General features: G+C 62.3%; 11 protein-coding genes. 2 read left to right on the top strand and 9 right to left on the bottom strand.

Annotation, left to right across the window (positions count from 1 at the left end; translation table 11 throughout):
* Nucleotides 1–76: 76 nt before the first annotated feature.
* Nucleotides 77–805 carry a hypothetical protein gene (locus tag C442_RS13555; protein ID WP_008311328.1) on the bottom strand — a complete coding sequence of 243 codons (729 nt, stop codon included), beginning with the start codon at nt 803–805 and terminating at the stop codon, nt 77–79.
* A 3-nt stretch (nt 806–808) separates the two neighbouring features.
* Nucleotides 809–4,264, bottom strand: a complete 3,456-nt coding sequence (locus tag C442_RS13550; protein ID WP_049942982.1) for a CehA/McbA family metallohydrolase — start codon at nt 4,262–4,264, stop codon at nt 809–811.
* 343 nt (nt 4,265–4,607) lie between these two features.
* On the opposite strand from C442_RS13550, the gene C442_RS13545 reads away from it, so the two are divergent.
* Nucleotides 4,608–5,534 (top strand): nucleoside hydrolase, encoded by a 927-nt coding sequence (locus tag C442_RS13545; protein ID WP_008311325.1) that lies wholly within the window; start codon nt 4,608–4,610, stop codon nt 5,532–5,534.
* 313 nt (nt 5,535–5,847) lie between these two features.
* Nucleotides 5,848–7,536 carry a 5'-nucleotidase C-terminal domain-containing protein gene (locus C442_RS13540; protein WP_008311323.1) on the top strand — a complete coding sequence of 563 codons (1,689 nt, stop codon included), beginning with the start codon at nt 5,848–5,850 and terminating at the stop codon, nt 7,534–7,536.
* 295 nt (nt 7,537–7,831) lie between these two features.
* Here the strand turns inward: C442_RS13540 and C442_RS13535 are convergent, their stop codons facing one another.
* The 7 genes from C442_RS13535 to C442_RS20960 form a co-directional block, all read right to left on the bottom strand.
* A complete protein-coding gene (locus tag C442_RS13535) occupies nt 7,832–8,989 on the bottom strand; it encodes an iron transporter (RefSeq protein WP_239642304.1) in 1,158 nt (385 codons plus the stop codon).
* An 87-nt stretch (nt 8,990–9,076) separates the two neighbouring features.
* Nucleotides 9,077–10,384, bottom strand: coding sequence for a DUF7405 family protein (locus tag C442_RS13530; protein ID WP_008311319.1), 1,308 nt, complete (start codon nt 10,382–10,384; stop codon nt 9,077–9,079).
* A 152-nt stretch (nt 10,385–10,536) separates the two neighbouring features.
* Nucleotides 10,537–11,712: a mandelate racemase family protein gene (locus C442_RS13525; protein ID WP_008311317.1), complete on the bottom strand. Its 1,176-nt coding sequence runs from the start codon at nt 11,710–11,712 to the stop codon at nt 10,537–10,539.
* 183 nt (nt 11,713–11,895) lie between these two features.
* The gene (locus C442_RS13520) at nt 11,896–12,756 is read right to left on the bottom strand and encodes an MBL fold metallo-hydrolase (protein ID WP_008311316.1); all 861 of its coding nucleotides are present in this window, start codon (nt 12,754–12,756) and stop codon (nt 11,896–11,898) included.
* Nucleotides 12,757–12,800: 44 nt separating this feature from the next.
* The gene (gene gfo6, locus C442_RS13515; RefSeq protein WP_008311314.1) at nt 12,801–13,883 is read right to left on the bottom strand and encodes a D-xylose 1-dehydrogenase Gfo6; all 1,083 of its coding nucleotides are present in this window, start codon (nt 13,881–13,883) and stop codon (nt 12,801–12,803) included.
* A 724-nt stretch (nt 13,884–14,607) separates the two neighbouring features.
* Nucleotides 14,608–16,053: a 2,5-dioxovalerate dehydrogenase gene (gene xacF, locus C442_RS13510; RefSeq protein WP_008311312.1), complete on the bottom strand. Its 1,446-nt coding sequence runs from the start codon at nt 16,051–16,053 to the stop codon at nt 14,608–14,610.
* Nucleotides 16,054–16,786: 733 nt separating this feature from the next.
* Complete coding sequence (locus C442_RS20960; RefSeq protein WP_014039293.1) at nt 16,787–16,975, bottom strand: hypothetical protein; 189 nt, start codon at nt 16,973–16,975, stop codon at nt 16,787–16,789.
* Between the last annotated feature and the right edge of the window lie 327 nt (nt 16,976–17,302).

Below are 17,302 nucleotides of genomic sequence, written 5' to 3'. Positions count from 1 at the left end.
GAGCGCTTTTCTGACCTGAGCGTCCCATCTTCTCGCTACCAGAACGACAGTGACGGCAGTGATGACACTGCTGCCGTCAGTGGTCCGCGTGTTCTGTCCCGTTGTGCTGGTGACTGCTTTCGTTCCCGCTGTGGTCGGTTCCAGCGTGGTCGTGATCGCGAGTGAGGCGGCCGTGGTACGTGTCGAGCGTCCGTTCGAGGAGTGCGGTCCGCGTCTCGTGGCCCTCGACGACCGGTTCGACCCACCGCGATTCGGTTCGCCAGTAGCCCATCACGTCGCCGGACGGTTCGATCACCTCCGCGTCGAGGCCCTCGACCCCCCAGTCGTCCGTGTACGCCTGAATGAACGAGACGACGACCGTCTCGATGCCGGCCGCGAGTTCGTGGCCGCGCGTGCTCTTCGTGACGTACGTCAGCCTGACGCGGCTGTCTTCGACGGCGAGCGAGTCGATGTCGACGAACCACTTCCGCAGGTTGGACTCGAACGCGGCTAGCTCGGTGTCGGCAGCACCGCCGGCTTCGTCGTCGCCACCTGCGTGTTCGCTGTCGTGGCTGTGTCCCTCGCCGTGGTCGTGACCGCCGTCTGTGTGCGTGTGGCCGTGCGCCTCGTCGTGATGTGCCCCATCGTCTCCCCTCGCGGGCGTTTCACCCGTCTCGGGCGTTGCCGTCGAGCCGCTGGCTCCGATGTCGTCCGACTGGCTGTTCTGCGTGCCGCCGAGGCTGCTACAGCCTGCGCTGGTCGCCGCAGCCAGCGCGAGGGTTCCGAGGAACCCACGCCGACTCCGTCGCTGGCTGGCGTCTGTCATGGCTCAGGTCCTCCGTCGCGTTGCGAGCAGCGCTGCGCCGACGAGTGCGAGCAGCGTGACGACGGCGGTGAACCCGGGTCCGGACGCGGCGGTCGTCTCCGACTCCGCGGTTGCAGTGTCATCCGCCGCCGTGGTCGCTGACTCGCCCTCGGTGTCCGCCGGCGTCGCAGTCCCCGTAGTGCCGCCGGATTCGCCGTTGCCGTCAGTCCCGGATTCGGCCTGCTGGTCGGTCGAAATCCAGACCGGGCTGGTCAGCGCTCGGTCGCCGTCCTCGTCGACGACGCGGAAGGCGACCCAGGCGTTCCCGTCGATGTCCACGTCAGTGCTCATAGTGTCGTTCGTCCCGTCGAGCGTGACGTTCGAGACGGTCGTGCCGTTCCGGATGACCTCGGCGTAGGCCAGTTCGTCGAGGTTTCGGACCGTTGCGGACGCCTCCACGGACGACCCGGCGGTCGTGTTCACGGTCTCGCCGGGCATCCTGTCGTCGACGGTGAACTCGACGGACGGACCGTACGTCGCGTACGTGTGCCCGTCTTTCACGGACTGAGCCCACTTCTCTGGCGTGACGGGTCCCTCGACGTATGCCCGCGTGCGGGCGGTGCCGTATTTCGCCGGGAAGCACTGCGAACAGTGATCGTCGCTGACACCGGTCGCCGTGATTTCGTAGCCCTCGTTCCAGAGGGTGAACAGCCCCTGGACGCTGGCGGTGTCGGACTCGCCGTACGGGCCGTTGTACGCCTCGATGGCGTCGACCATCGGGAGGTACTCCTCGTGTTGGCCGGGCGCACTGTCGAGGCTGACGAAGCGGTCACCCGGATGGTTGATCTGGAACACCGTCGCGTTGTGTCGGCTGCGGGACTCCTCGATGAACTCCACGAGGGTCCCGTCGGAGTCGACCATCTCCTCGCCGTGCATCGGGTAGGGGTTGAAGTGCCCCAGGTCGCCGGTGGTGATCTCCTCGCTCCGGATGAACATGATGTCGCGCTCCGCGGCCTGTGACTCCATCGAGCCCCAGCCGCCGATGGCGTTGTGGTCGGAGATGAACACCGCGTCGACGCCCGCCGATTTCTGGATGGCGACGAAGTTATCGATGGGCGTCTTGCCGTCGAAGCTGACGCTGCTGTGGGCGTGGGGGTCGATGCCGACCCAGTTGCGCTCGCTGGGGTCCAGTTCCTCGGTGAACGTCGCGTTGACGCTGACTTTCTCGCCGGGCGTCACTGAGATGTTCTTCTCGACTGGTTCGGCGATGTAGCCGGTCCCGTGGTTGAACACCAGCGTGTAGTTACCGGGCGGGAGCTGGAACGAGGCCGTGCCGGCCGGCGTCGTCTGGGTGTAGACGGTCTCGACCGCGGTGCCGTCGTCGAGCACCGTAATCCGGGCGTCGGCGGGACTGACCTCGCCCTCGTCGTCTATCGTTGCGGTGACGTTGACGGGGGCCGGCCCCTCCAGCGAGTCGAAGTCGGCAGTGGCCGTTTCGCCGCCGCTGACGGTAACGGACTTCGGCTCTGATGCCGCGAATCCGCTGGCATCGGCCGTCAGCGTGTACTCACCGGCGGGGAGTTCGAGTTCGTACGTTCCGGTCTCCGACCCGACGGTGTAGGTGAACGCGCGGTCGCCCTTCGAGGCGGTGACTGTGGCCTGTGAGACAGACTCGTTGTCCGTGCTTTCGATGCTGCCAGTCACAGTACCCGTCTCGGTTCCCTGCTGCTGGTTGTAGTACTCGCTGGTCGCGCTACTTGAACCGTCCTCGCCGACGAAGAGAGCGAACTCCGCTGACCGCGTTTCGCCGGGGTCGAGACGGTGTTCGAGCCACGGGTCAATCCAGGTCGTGGCACCCGTGTACGAGGTAAAGGAGCCGTTCCCGCCCCAGACGCCGTAGCTCACGCGGTCACCGGTGAGCGCGGCCCAGGGCTGGTCGAGTGTGTCGGCACTCACTGGCGGCGAGCGCGTCTCCTCGAGTCTCCCCGAACCGGGGAGCCAGGTCGACTGCCCCTCGGAACTCAGTGCTGCCCCGCTCTGGAGGCGCTCGGAATCGTTGACCGGGAGGCGCTGATCGCCGCCGTTCTCCATCGTGGTGTTGATCCAGATGTGGCTGGAATTGGCCGGCAGCGTGTACGTCGTCGTGACGGAGACGTTCGGATTCGTACTGACGTGGCCGGTCGCGGTGACGACCGCCGCGCCGTCCGGCCCGGTGGCGTTCTGGCGCTCGAAGGACTCGTAGACGGGCCACGTCCCGAAGTTGTTGAACGCGAACTCGGCGACGCCGATCTGGTCGGTCGTCAGCCCGTACGCGTTGGCGTCGTAGATACCGCCCGGCAGCGTGCCGAAAGGACCGTTAGTTTCAGTGCCGATGGCGGCGGCGACTTCGCTGTTTTTCAGGACGATAGTCTCGTTCGCCGGCGTCTCGCCGCCCTTGATTCGCTCGCCGGTGACGGCGACCGGCCTGTCCGGTCGCTCGACGTGGCCCGACGAGGCCAGCCACTTCACCGTTCGGAAGAGGAACGGCCGCGTGTCGGTCTGCTGGTGTTCGGCCTGCCACTCGTCGGTGAGATACGTCGTGAGCGACTTCTGGCTGCCGAAGGCGACGACGCGGCCGTTGTCACCGATGTCCCACGTCGCGGCCGCACCGACGATGCGCTCGCCACGGGGGTACTCTTTCTCTGTCGTGGAGTAGGTGTACTCGTAAGTATCGCTGTCACCGTACAGCAACGGGGCCTGCGTCCCGTTTTCGGTGTCGGTGACGTTGAGACTGACTCCGTCGTACTCCACGGTGTCGACGTTGTTCATTATCGGATGCCGGCCCGTGTTGTGCAGAATGACCCGCCACTCGTAGTCCTCGACTGTCTTGTTGGTCGGATCCTGAACGTTCCGGAGCCACTTGTCGCTCTCGCCGTTGAAGTGGAGCCCGTACGGGTCGGTGATGTCGTTGAGCTTGCCGGCGTGGCCCTGTAGTGGCGAGGTCCAGTCCCCGACGACGAACAGGCTGCCGCCGTTTCTGACGTACTCGTCGATTGCATCCTGCTCGGCCTCGCTATAGGCCGTCTGGGGGACGGGAATGATGACCACGTCGTAGTCCGACAGCCCGCTCGCGGCCGAACTGTTCCACGAGGTCAGCCCGCCGGTCGTCGACCGTTTCGTGTCGACGTCGTACCCGCGTTCGCTGAGTCGGTTTGCGAACTTCGTGAACGTCGAGCCCTGATGACTCCCGTCGATCAACACGTCGACGCCGGCACCGCTGTTGTTGAGATCGACCGAATCATCAGGAACCGGACAGCTCCCGTCGAGCTGACAGGTCGCTCCACCAGCCGAGGCCGTCTGTGTTGCTGTCTGACTGTTCGCCGTTGCCAGCTCGTTTTGTTCGCTCGGCGCAGCAGCGGCGCTTCCGAGGAAGCCGGTGCTGACAACCGACAAAACGAGTAGTACGCTGAGTAGTACTGGCCGTATGTGATTTCTATCCATCACTTCCTGTACGGTATTGTGACTATATAGTTAAAATTTATGATAGACGCACTGTTTCCGGATACTGACTGTTCTCCGTAACGAATGATTGACTTTCCCCCTGAGCTGTGGCCCGGACTTCGGGGATGGATGAACCCTCAGCTGTCCCCCCAGTATCGCACCGCTTGGCCAGTATAAGACGGCTTTGGCGGACACACCTTGTCTGTCGGCCACACATTCCGACACACGGATTGTGGTAGCGACGACGGCCCGACAGATCGCCCACAGGTCTGTCTCCGGCGGTGTCCGTGTCACAACCGGCACGTACCAGCTTTTAAGACCCGATGGGCGGAACTTCGAAGGTATGTCACGCAAAGTCTTCTTCGATACGGACCCTGGCTGCGACGACGCGGTCATGCTGGCGATGGCGCTCGGTCACGACGGGATCGACGTTGTCGGTCTCTCAACTGTCTGTGGGAACACGACTATCGAGAACACGACGCGAAACGCCCACGCGATACTGGACCTCGGTGGCTACGACGTTCCGGTGTCCCGGGGCTGTGGGCGTCCGCTCGTCGACGATCTCACGACCGCCGAGTGGATTCACGGCGAGAACGGGCTCCACGGCGACATCCCCGACGCCGAGGGCGACACGCGGGACATCCACGGGGCCGACGCAATCGTCGAAGCCGCCCACGAGTACGGGGACGAACTGACGATCGCGGCCGTCGGTCCGCTTCCGAATCTGGCGATCGCACTGGCCAAGGAGCCCCGGTTACCAGACCTCGTCGAGGACATCTATCTCATGGGTGGGGCGGCAATGACGACCGGGAACGTGACGCCGATGGCCGAGGCCAACTTCCACAACGACCCCGCGGCGGCCAGCCGCGTCCTGCAGGACGCCAACACGCGGATGGTCGGCCTGGACGTGACCAACCGCGCCACCGTCTCCCCCGAGTTCATCGAGGAGTTCCGCACGGCCGACGGCGTCCGCGGAACCATCGCCGAGTGGCTCGACTACCGACCCGACTCCGGGACCTACCCGCTGGCCGATGCGCCGGCTATCCACGACGCCGCCGTCGTCGCCGATCTCATCGACGAATCGGTACTCACCTTCGAGGAGTACCACATTGAGGTAGACACGACCGGCGGCCCCTGCCACGGGGCCGTCATCTGTGACGAGCACGGCACGACCGACAACGAGCCAAACAGCCGTGTCGCTGTCGACATCGACGTCGACCGATACCGGGACATCCTTGAGACGGGCCTCCAGGCCTACGCGACGCAGTAGCGGCCGCTTGCTGTGTCGGTTCTGCTATTACAACGCCCTGATTACACCCGTGAAACTGTCTTCGGGGCGAAAATCCGATGAGCCGACAGCCTGAAGCCACGGAAACCAGACCACTGAGGCGCGGACTGCTCCACCGCTGCAGCACGAGTGTGTCCGAACTTGCGCTACTGTGCTATTGCCGACCGAATGCCAATATGGCACAAGTCTGTGATTCACTTTGCGCCATATTACCACACCAGCGTCTGTGTGGATTAATTGTTGTAGTTCCGTCACATTAGCACCCAGCAAATATTTTATATAAACGTTCAATCTAATGTATGCTGTGTCACGAAGCAACAAAGAAGACCTAGAAGCCGCTTCAGCGGACCGATCGGAGAACGATACGACGAACACACCAGTCGACCGGCGGAAGTTCCTCTCGGCTACTGCTACACTCGGCGTTGCGGGACTCGCCGGCTGTGCTTCCAGTTCCGACGACGGCACCGAGCAGACCGACGAAGCATCTACAGATGCTGAGGAGACCACGACCTCATCTGGCACGGCCGAGAGCACATCTGAACCTGCAACGGGCGAGGTGACGCTCGTCCACGACACCCACGTCCACGGCAGTTATGGCGACCTCGAAGAGGCGGCGAACATCGCTACCTACTTCGACCTGATGAATCAGATCGCGGACAACAACGACCACTCAATAAAGGTCGGATCCGGCGACGACCTGGCCACCTCTATTCTCTCCGCACAGTTCGACGGCAAACACATCGTCGACGCGTTCAACGAGGGCGGGCTGGAGTTCGACACGTTCGGGAACCACGACTTCGACAGAGGGCCGGACGTGTTGCGGGACCGCATTTCCGACAGCGAGTTCCAGTGGGTGAGCGCGAACGCCCGCAACGCACAAACGGGCGACGTGTTCGGCGCTGAACAGGGAGCGAGCCAGTACGAACTCGTTTCGGCCGGCGATGTGACTGTCGGGCTCACGGGCATAATCAACGTCGAAGCGCCGACAATCACCACCATGGGCGAGACGACGGAGGTCCCGGGCCTCGAAGCCCCGGTCGAGGCAGTCGTGACCGAAATGCGGGACGACGGCGCTGATCTTGTCGTCGTGCTGTCCCATGTGGCAAGCCCGGCCGCCGTCGAGCTCGCGGAGTCTGTCGACGGCATCGACGCCATCGTCGGCGACCACGCCGCGACGTTCTCCGAGGAGCCCCAAGTCGTGAACGACACGGTGCTTTCGTTTGTTGACGACGAGTACGACTACCTCGGCGAACTGACGCTCACTGTCGAAGACGGGGAGCGAACCGACCACAGCCTGACGGTGTACGACACCGCTGCCGCGGTTGATGAGGGCCGCGTCGAACCGCACCCAGGTGTGCTCGAAGTCGCGGAAAGCTACGAGAGCAAGCTCAGCGACGAGCTCGACGTCGTCGTCGGCGAGACAACCGTCCCGCTCGATGCCCGCGAAGACACTGTGCGTTCCGAGGAGTCGAACTTCGGGAACTACATCGCCGATGCGCTCCGCAGCCACGGTAACGCGGACGTCGCAATCCAGAACGGTGGGGGTATCCGGACCGACGAACTCTACCCCGAAGGGGATATCACGAGACGGATGGTCTACAGCGTCCTCCCGTTCGGGAACAACCAGGTGACCATCGAGGTCACCGGTGAAACGCTGGTCGAGGCACTGGAGCTCAGTTCGACCGGCGGGGGCGGATTCCTGCAGGTGAGCGGTATGCGCTACACATACGACCCGGACAAATCGAAGGGCGACCGCGTCACGGAGGTAACAGTCGGTGGTGAGCCACTCGACACCGAAGCGACCTACACCGTCGCAACGAACGGCTTCACCGCCACAGGCGGCGACAGCTACACGATGTTCCAGGACGCCCCGAGGATTATCGACGCGAACGAGGGCGAACTGCTGTCGGTCATCGTCGAGGACGCAATCGAGGAGGACGGGACGATTTCGCCGTCGGTCGAAGGCCGAATCAAGACAGAGTAGCTACAAACATGGATTCGTCCGGGCTACCCGGTACTGTCTCGCCGCTGTGTGCGGCGTGTCCTACACTGGGCCGCATCGCCGTCGTGCGCTCTCTCGTCGTCGGTCGTCCGGCATCCCAGCGCCCGCCTTCCGTGCGATGGTTGTAGCTGGGTTCCGTCGTCTCGGCGGTAGCAGACTCTCTCCCGATGTGGCACTCTGACCCGGAGTTGCATCTCGATCGTAGCTGACAGTACACGGCCAGGCCACGTCTGGCGTGAGAACTGTCGTCTCCTCGCTGTGTCCCCGAGTAGCCCCCCTACGTCCCGTCTCCGAGCGTGAGCGTCGTGTCGTCGAACTCCAGAAACGCAGTCTGGTAGCCGCGATGTCGCGCGACCTGTGGCGGGGCCCCGACCGAAAGCGTCACCTCGTCACCCATCGCGATAGCAGGGAACGGGGCACCGTAATGATACCCCAGCTCGGGGTGAACGGCTGCTTTCAGTGGCTCGCGGACCTCCTCGCCGGCGTTGGCCACAGTTGCTCGGAGACCCATGAACGGGAGGGGATACTGGTTGTACGGCGTTCGAGCGGACACGGCGAGATACGGGCCAGAGCTGTCGATTCCGGCCGGAGCCCTACGCAGCACCTGCACCACAAATTCCGCAGCACCACTTTCGACGATCCCGCCGTGTTCACCCGGTAGCGACGCTGCATCCGCCAGCCTTCCGTCGGGCTGCATATCCGTCTCCATCGGTTCGAGCGCCCCCGCTTGTCCCGCCTCGTCGACGAACCGCTCGCGAATGTTGTTCGTGATGTCGGTTCTGAACAGCAGGTCGAACTCGGCGTCCACCGCGTCGGTGAACCGCCCGCGATACTCCCCTAACTGCCGCGCTGAGACCGGGTCAAACGAGAGTTGCACCGTGTACTCTCCCTCCTCCGGAAACGCGACGTTGTCCCCGAAGTGTGGGCCCATCTGCTGGGACAGCATCGGCCACAGCGACTTTTTGGTCACACTGTCGCCGCTTTCGGCGGCTCGAACCTCGACCGGCGGGCTACCCAGCGGGATGCGCTGGTTGTACTCAGGGTCCCACACGGTTGCCATGAGATGCAGTCCCTGCCCGTCCTCGATCTGTACGTAAATCTTCTCCTTGCCAGTTAGTATCCAGAAGTCGTGAAGCAGTGTATAGGACATCGCCACCATATACGGTCCTACCTCCTCCATACCGACCATCCGCATCCCGTCTTGATGTGCCGGGATGTGCACTAATGGCCGTTCCTGGGCAGACGCTGTCGGGAGCTCATTTCCCCGTCCCTGTTCGGTTCCTTCGGGCGTCGATTCGGTACCGCCAGGTGCAGCCTCGGACGGGGTCTCGTCCGCGGCGTCATCCCCCGTTGCACAGCCGGCGACACTCACCCCAAGTGCTACCCCGCTCGTAGCGATGAAGTCCCGGCGCGTCGGGTTTCTCCTGGGCGACATGGTATCCCTCTGCTCTCGGAAAGGATAAAAAACCTTGTCAGGGATAGACCGTCGCCGTCGTTCGGGCGGACTGTGGGGCCGGCCGGGTCACGACGGACGGGGGAACGAGCGTTTCGAGCGGGGCGGGAGCAAGTAGTTCCCGCGTCGAACCGTCGTAACGTATTGCAGTATCCCGTTGTTGTTCTTCGTACCGACGCCGCCGACATTCGCAACGTCGTCGCCGTTCATGGCGTTCCGGGTCCGGATAAAGTCCATTATGCCCTCCTGAAGACTGAGGAAGTGTACTCCGGTTTGGCCATCGTCTACCGTCGCGAAATCGCGTCGGAGGAGCCGTGGGTCACCGCCCTCATCTCGTGCACGCGCGAGTTTCTGTGCGTGCCCGACCACTCCCTTCTCAAATGCGTCGTCCTCGACTCGGTCAGCGACGCCAGTCTCCGCTACGAGCGACGAATCACCGAGGTTGTCGCCCACGCCCTCGACCAGGGTCTCCGCCGCGTGCGTCGCCGAGAACATCTTGGCGACGCGCTGTTCCCGGGAGTCTTGGTTGTACCACTGGTCCAGTTCCGTGCGTAGCAGTGAGAGGTGTTGCGTGGTCCCGCCCGCGAACGGCCCCTCCGCGATCGTTACGCTGTCTTCCGTCGCCTGATTCTGTCGGAACCCCGATTTGAAACCCATGAACAGCGGTGCATCTTCGGGGACCGCGCCGTCCGGAACGCCATCCACGTCGTCGTGTTCCGCCGGGAGCCCCGCACCGATAAACCCCGTCCGTCGGTCGACCAACTCGACCGTCCCGTCTATGGTTTCGGTGACTTCGCTCCCGTTTGCGGTCTCCAGCTCACCGAACAGCGCTTGCTTGGCCTCCAGCACCGCCGAAGCGCGGTCGCTTGCCAGATGAACGAGGAGGTCCGGGGTATCGAACGACGGGTCCTCGAAAGGGGCCAGCGCCGCTGGCTGTGGCAGGTCGACCGACTCGGAGAGCGGTTCGTCATACCGGTCGAAGTACGCCGGGGAGTAGCCGACAGTAAACAGAAGCCCGTCAGACTCCCACCGATACGTCTCCTCTAGCTCGCGAAACGCGTTCTCCGCTTGCGTCCGGTCGCCGTCATCGACCGGTCCGTCGCCAACATAGTCGGCCAGCAACAACACATGGTGCCGAGCCGGCACCGGATTCCCGTGCTCGTCGGTTCGAGAGAACTCGTTCCACGCGTGCTGTCGACTCGGTAGTTCAGCCTCCGATTCGGTGCCAGCCGGCCGGTCGGTACCGCGGTCTGTCCCTCCCGCCTCCGTTGGCTGCCCCTCCAGGTCGAGGCAGGCTGCGAGCCCTGTCGACCCTCCGAGGGCGACGGCTGCGCGGAGCGTTTCCCGGCGGGTCAGGGTCCTGTCTCCGTCTGTCATCAACTACTATCCGTTCGGACGATTCCGGCATAAGTATTGGCCTGAGGCCCAACAGGATGACGCTCGGCGGCCTGACTCCGCGAACGACGAGACGGCTCGCTACTGCGGCGGTCAAAACGGACGGAGTGCGCTTACCGGGAGAAACAGTGCCGCTATTCGTAGATGTGGACGCTCCCGGTGGTGTTGTCCTCGATGTAGTCCCAGTCGTACTCCACGCCCAGGCCGGGGCCGTCGGGGACATCGACTGTCCCGTCGTCGTCGACGGCGTCCATCAGGTCGGAGTAGCCGCCCTCGTACACCGGCGGCTGGGTGTTCTGGCAGTCCGGGTGGACCAGCGCCATCTCGTAGTAGTTGGAGTTGCGGCAGGCGGCAATGCAGTGGCGCTGGGCCGGGCCGGGCGCGTGGAACTCCACGTCGAGGCCGTACGCTTCGGCCATCCGGGCCACCTTGATTGCGCCGGTAATGCCCGCGTCGTACTCGGGGTCGGCCCGGAGGAAGTCGGTCGCCTCGCTGGCGGCGAAGTCGGACTTGATCTCCAGTCCACGGATGTGTTCGGTCTGGAGAATCGGCGTGTCGAGTTTCTGTGCCAGCTTCTTGTGGGCGTGCTGTGAGATACCGCCGTCGCGGAACGGGTCCTCGTACCAGAAGAAGCCCTGTTCATCGAGCGCCCGGCCCAGTTCCAGTGCGTCGGCGAACGTCTCCAGTTCGCAGGCGGGGTCGTGCATCAGGTCCATCTCGTCGCCAACCGCTTCGCCGACGGCGTGGACTGCCTCGACTTCGCGGTCGAGACTTCGGGCGTCGTCGCCGCCGCCCCAGCCGTGAATCTTGAAGCCGCCGAAGCCCTCGTCGCGGCACTCCTCGGCGAAGTCGGCGAAGGCCTCGGGTGAGTCCAGCCCGCCCGCGTCGTCGCCGTGGTACGTCGACGCGTAGGTGGGGATACGCTCGCGGTAGGTCCCCAGCAGTTCGTGAATCGGGGCGTCGTAGTACTTGCCGGCGAAGTCCCACAGCGCGATATCGATCGGGCCGATGCCCATCCGGTCGTACTTCCGGAGCGCGCGCTTGCATTCGGACCAGTGTTTCTCGCGTTTCAGCGGGTCCTTGCCGATGAGGTACTTCGCGATGATGTTGTACTGGGCGGCTGCCGGCGAGTTCCCGCCGACGTACTCGCCCGTGATTCCCTCGTCAGTGTGAATCTGTACGCCGAACAGTTTCCGCGTGGTTGTCTCGCCCGGCGCATAGACCAGATTGAAGCCGTGTTTATCGGTCCCGACGTCATTAAGGGGGTACTCGAACTCTCGGCTTTCGATCCTCGTTATCGTTGGCGACATTTGCCGGACATACTGTGGTGGGGATATTAAAGCTACCCCGCGACAGATACGCCGTCTCTGTTTGAGCGGCCGACACAGCAGCTACCGGAACCACGGTCTCATACTGCCAGCTGTAAGTCTGTGAAGAATCTCGCCATCTCGGGGTGGCGAATATCTTGAAATAGTTACAGCCGGCAGTATCACTCAGTCCAGCGCGTCAATACGACGAATACCGGCCTCCCCCAGCCGAACCGAACAGCCGATGTACAGCGGTTCGATGACTCGGGGGTAGTCGAACGACACCGCGTGCTCGTGGAGCACCTTCGGGTCGCCGGCCTCGCCCTGCCACATATCGTGATGTGAGGGGAGCAACCGGGATAGCTGGAGCTGATTTGCGGCCTCGATAATCTCGTTTTCGTCCATGTACCACTTCGTTCTGACACCGCAGTCCGGCTCGGGCTCGTAGATAGAGCCGACGGTGCCAAACGCCAGCGCGCCCACGTCGATGTCGAACCGTTCGCCGACGTCGGTAAACGCCTCGGCAGGCCGGCTATCGCCGGCGTGGAAGAACGTCCCGGCGTCGTGCTCGATGACGTACCCCACCGGTTCGATGGCGTCGGGGTCGTTGGTGCCAGTAACGTGAACGGTGAAATCACCGACAGCGAACTCGTCGCCGACGGCGATCTCGTTGCGCTGCTCGTCGGGGACCCGCATCTCACCGTCGTAGTCCGGGGAGTCATACGATGCCGACGGGGCGTACAGGTCCGCTCCGAGGTCCTCGACCAGCGGGCCGTACGACGGCGGGTGCATGTGGTCGATGTGTTCGTGTGTGACGAGTGTGGCATCACACTGGGTCGCGTCGGCGGGGTCTATCGGCACCGGAATCATGCGAATGAGGTTCGGCGGGTCGCCAGTCCCGAAGTAGGGGTCGATGTACAGCGTCGTCGACTGCGACCGGAGTACGAAGCCGTTACAACCGAGGTACCAGATTACGACGCCATCGCCGGGGTCTGTCGCCTCTATTTCGTCACGGACGAACCAGTCGTCCCACGTTGACTGAACCATGCGCCGAACTACGCCTGGCCGGGTCAAAAAATCTCGCACCGCATTCAGTCGAGTGTGACTGTCGACTCCGTCTCGGAGGCCTCGTAGATAGCCTTGATCGTGTTGATGTCGACGAGGCCGTGTTCACCGTCGGCGTAGGGCTCAGTGTCGGTCAGCAGACAGTGGGCGAAGTACTCGAACTCCTCTTCCATCTGATCGATCTGTTCGAAGTCGATGTCGACCGTCGTTCCCTCGTGGGAAAGCTGGAGCGCGCGGTCGTCCCAGGGATAGAAGGCCGGTTCGATGCGGACCTTGCCCTCGGTTCCGAGTACGGATATGTGACTGTCGAGATGGGCGTTCTGGCTGGCTGTACACACCGCGTACATGTGGCCGGGGAAATCTAACTGGAACGCGCCGTGTTCGTCTGGCACGTCGGCGAACTCTTCCTGTACCGATGCGACAGTCCCCCGGACGGCCACGGGGTCGGCATCCAGCAGGAATCGGCTCGTGTTCAGCGGATAGAGGCCGATATCCATCACGGCACAGCCGCCGGAAAGCTCCCCGTCCAGCCGCCACTGGTCGGGGTCGGGGACGAGTTCGAGGATGGGTTCGGTCATATTCCCGTGGACGAACAGCGGTTCGCCGATGTACCCTTCGTCGATGAGGTCCTTCGCCCGCCGGACGGCTGGCTCGGTGTGCATCCGGTAGGCAATCATCAGCGTCGCGTCGTGTTCGTCACAGACCTCGACCATTCGCTCGGCGCGCTCGATGGTGGCCTCCATCGGCTTCTCACAGAGGATTGCCTTCCCCAGTTCTGCCGCCGTCTCGACGTAGGGGAGGTGGAGCGCGTTCGGGGTGACAATGTAGACGGCGTCGTACGCGTCGCTCGCGGCCCCCTCGTGGAACTCCTCGTAGGTGATCGCGTGTTCGACTGTCTCCGAATCAGCGGCCACATCGGCCGCCTTCTCGCGGTCACTGCTGACCAGCACAGTCGTCTCACAGAGGTCCCCCGCGTCGACGGCGGGCATCGCCTGTTCGGTGGTCCACCAGCCGACGCCGATCATCGCGAACCGTACTGGATCGTCGGTCTCTGTCTGTTCCTGCCAGTCTCGACGGTCGAATCCTCCCGTGAGCGCGTCAACGTTCATGCCGCTGCCATCGACTGGCTGGATATTATCTTTTGTGTTGGCACGCCCGTGTCAGCTCCCGCTGTTCTAGAGTGGCGAATGGTAGTTCGTCTGTTAAGTAAACTAGTCCCAGCAGATGACATAGATGTTTGGTATTATGGAACCATATGACTGTCTCACCCGCAGATATTCTACAGCGACCCGTCGATAATCCGGGCGGAAAATACTGTTTCACGGGCCGTCTGTGGACTGTCTTCGTCTACGCTCTCCGGTTTCCGTATCGAGAATAACGACAGTACAACCGTTACGGAAAACGTTCCATAATACTGAACGGACTGTCGAGGGCGGAGCGCCACGGTTCGTCTGACAGGGACAACTTCGAAGCCCTGTCGCACTCGCTGTGTTCACACGAGGTGTCTACAATGACTGCCACTGACAGAACGGCGCTGCGCCCATTCGAATGACGCTTTCGTTTCTCGCCGCATTCTGACCGGCTAGTGGCACTTCGCGGTAGTGAAACTTGCTTCGGATGCCGGGGCGCTAACAACGAGAGTGGAACGCCTGTACGGGACAGACAGTGTTGATGCTGGGACCGTTCCACCATCGTCGGTCGGTTGGGCTACGACCATGACTTTGCACGCTTGCTCTTGCGGTGGACAAGAGCAACAGGATATTAAGAATAATACTATATAACTTTATTGTAATAAAAACTACACTCCACCGTCAGCGACGGTGGCCGCCTCCATTAGCTGTTGCGGTACACCGTCTTGATGTAGCTGAAGAACTCCAGTCCGGCGTCACCCTGCTCGCGGTAGGTGTTCGTCGAGGAGCGCTTGAGGCCGCCGAAGGGAACGTGCAGTTCCAGTCCGGTCGTCTTCTCGTTGACCTTGACCACACCGGACTCGGAGCGCTCGATGAACTCGTTTTCCTCCTCGATTCGGTCGGTCACGATGCTGGCCGAGAGCCCGTAGTCGATGTCGTTGGCGACCTCGACACCTGCGTCGAAGTCGGAGACGGGAATCACGGCGAGCACCGGCCCGAACACCTCTTCCTGTGCGATACGCATGTCAGGCTCGACGTCGGAGAAGACGGCCGGCGAGATGAAGTTCCCGGCGTCGTACTCGCCACCAGTGAGTTCTTCGCCGCCCGTTTCGAGGGTTGCTCCCTCCGACTGTGCGATGTCGATGTACTCCAGACTCCCCGCGAGCTCGTCTTCACTGACGTGGGGTCCCATGCCGGCCCGGTCGAGGCCGTTTCCGATCTCGAGCGACTCTGCGTAGTCGACGACGGCGTCGAGGAACTCGTCGTACACGTCTTCGTGGACGATAGCCCGGGAGGTCGCTGTACAGGCCTGCCCCGTCCCGCCGAAGGCCCCTGCCCCGACGATGTCGGCCGCTTTGTCCACGTCGGCGCTCGGCATGACAACGGTCGGGTTCTTCCCGCCCATTTCTGCCTGTGCGCGCTTCCCGTTGCTCGTCGCCTGTTCGTAGACGTGCTCGCCGACGGCCGCGCTGCCGGTGAACGACACCACGTCGACGTCGTCGTGGGTGGTCAGCCGTTCTCCGACCTCGCTACCGGGGCCACAGACCAGGTTGATAGCGCCGTCCGGAATACCGGCCTCGTCCAGCGCCTCGACGATCATTGCGCCGACGGTCGGCGCCTGCATCGCGGGCTTGATGACGACGGTGTTGCCGACCGCAAGCGCCGGGGCGATCTTCCAGGCCGGAATCGCGATGGGGTAGTTCCACGGCGTGATAAGCGCCGCGACGCCCATCGGCTCTTTTTTCGTCTGCAGACCGGCGCGGCCGCCGCTTGGCTGTTTCACAGTGCCGCCGAAGTCGCGGGCCTTCTCCGCGTAGTAATAGAAGATATCAATCGCACGCTGTACCTCGCCCTCGGCTTCGCCGAGCGGTTTCCCCTCTTCGCGGGTCAGCGTCTCCGCAAGCTCGTCTTTCCTGGACTTCAGGATTTCACCGGTCTCACGCAGGATCGCGCCGCGCTCCGGGCCAGGCATCCCGCCCCATTCGTCTGTTGCTTCCGCCGCGGCCGCGACCGCTTCGTCGGCGTCCGCCGCCGAGGCCACCGGAACCGTGCTGACGACGTCAGTCTCGTCTGCCGGGTTCGTGACGTCCTGTGTCTCTCCGCTCCCGGTCCACTCACCGCCGATATAGTTCTCATACGTCTGCGTCATACGTTTAATTCATCTCATTCCCAATACTTACGCGTTTCCCATCCTTCGCTGTGCCGCGTCGTTCGACGGTATGGAACGACTGGTGGGTCACGGAGGCAATGCTGGATAACAGGCACCGTAGCCAGTGTAATCAGCGTCGCCGGTCCAACCCCGAATTCGCGATGACCGACTCACAGCGGAACCGAAATTGAAGCCCACTAAAATAGCTACCGCTGTCAAATAGCACCAACACGATCTGTGTGTTGCCAGATCTGTCACAACGTGGGACGTGGCCGCGTTGCGGTATTTGTGTTCCTTGGAAATTACTATTGGTCGGCCGTACCGGTATCCCAGAGCTATTCGCATTCTGTTGCCGTGTCGCTACGACTGATCGCTGCTGCGACCTCTCCTAGTATATAAATACATCTCATAGTCTAACATGTGTATGTATGTTATTGACCCGCTGCTGGTAGTTGCTGGACCGGCCGTCGCCCGAGTCGTCTCCCAGCATTTGATATAGCAGTATTCAATTTATAGCGATAAACCGCACCGACGAAAAAATAGCAGTCAATGCGCTGTAGTACGGCCCAGGGCTCTCGAACCGAGTCGAATCTACCACGCGAGCGGTGCCAGTGTTACCCTTCGATTTCAGAATATGGGTAACAAGTGGACAAGTATGAACACAAATACCGTACTACTCTCTCCAGAATTAACTATTTGGTACTACCAGACGATACTGACGCCCGTACCGAAATTAAACCCGGGCCAACTCGTCGCTGTCCACTCTTTCGAGAAGCGCGTCAACAAGTGCGCTCTTCCGGTGTGAGACCAGCAGATGGCAGTAAATGTCGTCTTCACTGTCCGCACCACAGTTACACAGCGGGCATCCGTATGTGTGGCTCTTTGCCCCCTCGGTCGCTCGCTGCGGGATGCTGGCTTGCATATGCGGATGTAAGCGCCTTGCCGAACATAGCGGTTTCTAGGACCGCTATGTTGCTCTCAATGTGCATATAGAGACTTTCCCCGTGTCGGCCTCGGACGCGACACATCCTACTGCTCACTCACCTTGACGAGATTGGTGTACAATGTTCGTCCCCTCTCACGCCTCAAACGAGACTGTCGTCGGTCAGACACGCCCGCCAAAACCGACGTGTTTCGAGCGGTATCTACCACGAAGAAGACCGATTCCTGGTCATATATGTCCTATATGTTTGTTGAATGAGGTTGTCCATCTCTATAAGCAATCGTTTGCATATACTACGGCGCTCCC

The sequence above is a fragment of the Haloarcula amylolytica JCM 13557 genome (genome assembly GCF_000336615.1).
Lineage (GTDB): Archaea > Halobacteriota > Halobacteria > Halobacteriales > Haloarculaceae > Haloarcula > Haloarcula amylolytica.
The sequence above is the reverse complement of the archived record's forward strand: the minus strand, read 5'-3'. Positions and strand labels throughout refer to the sequence as shown.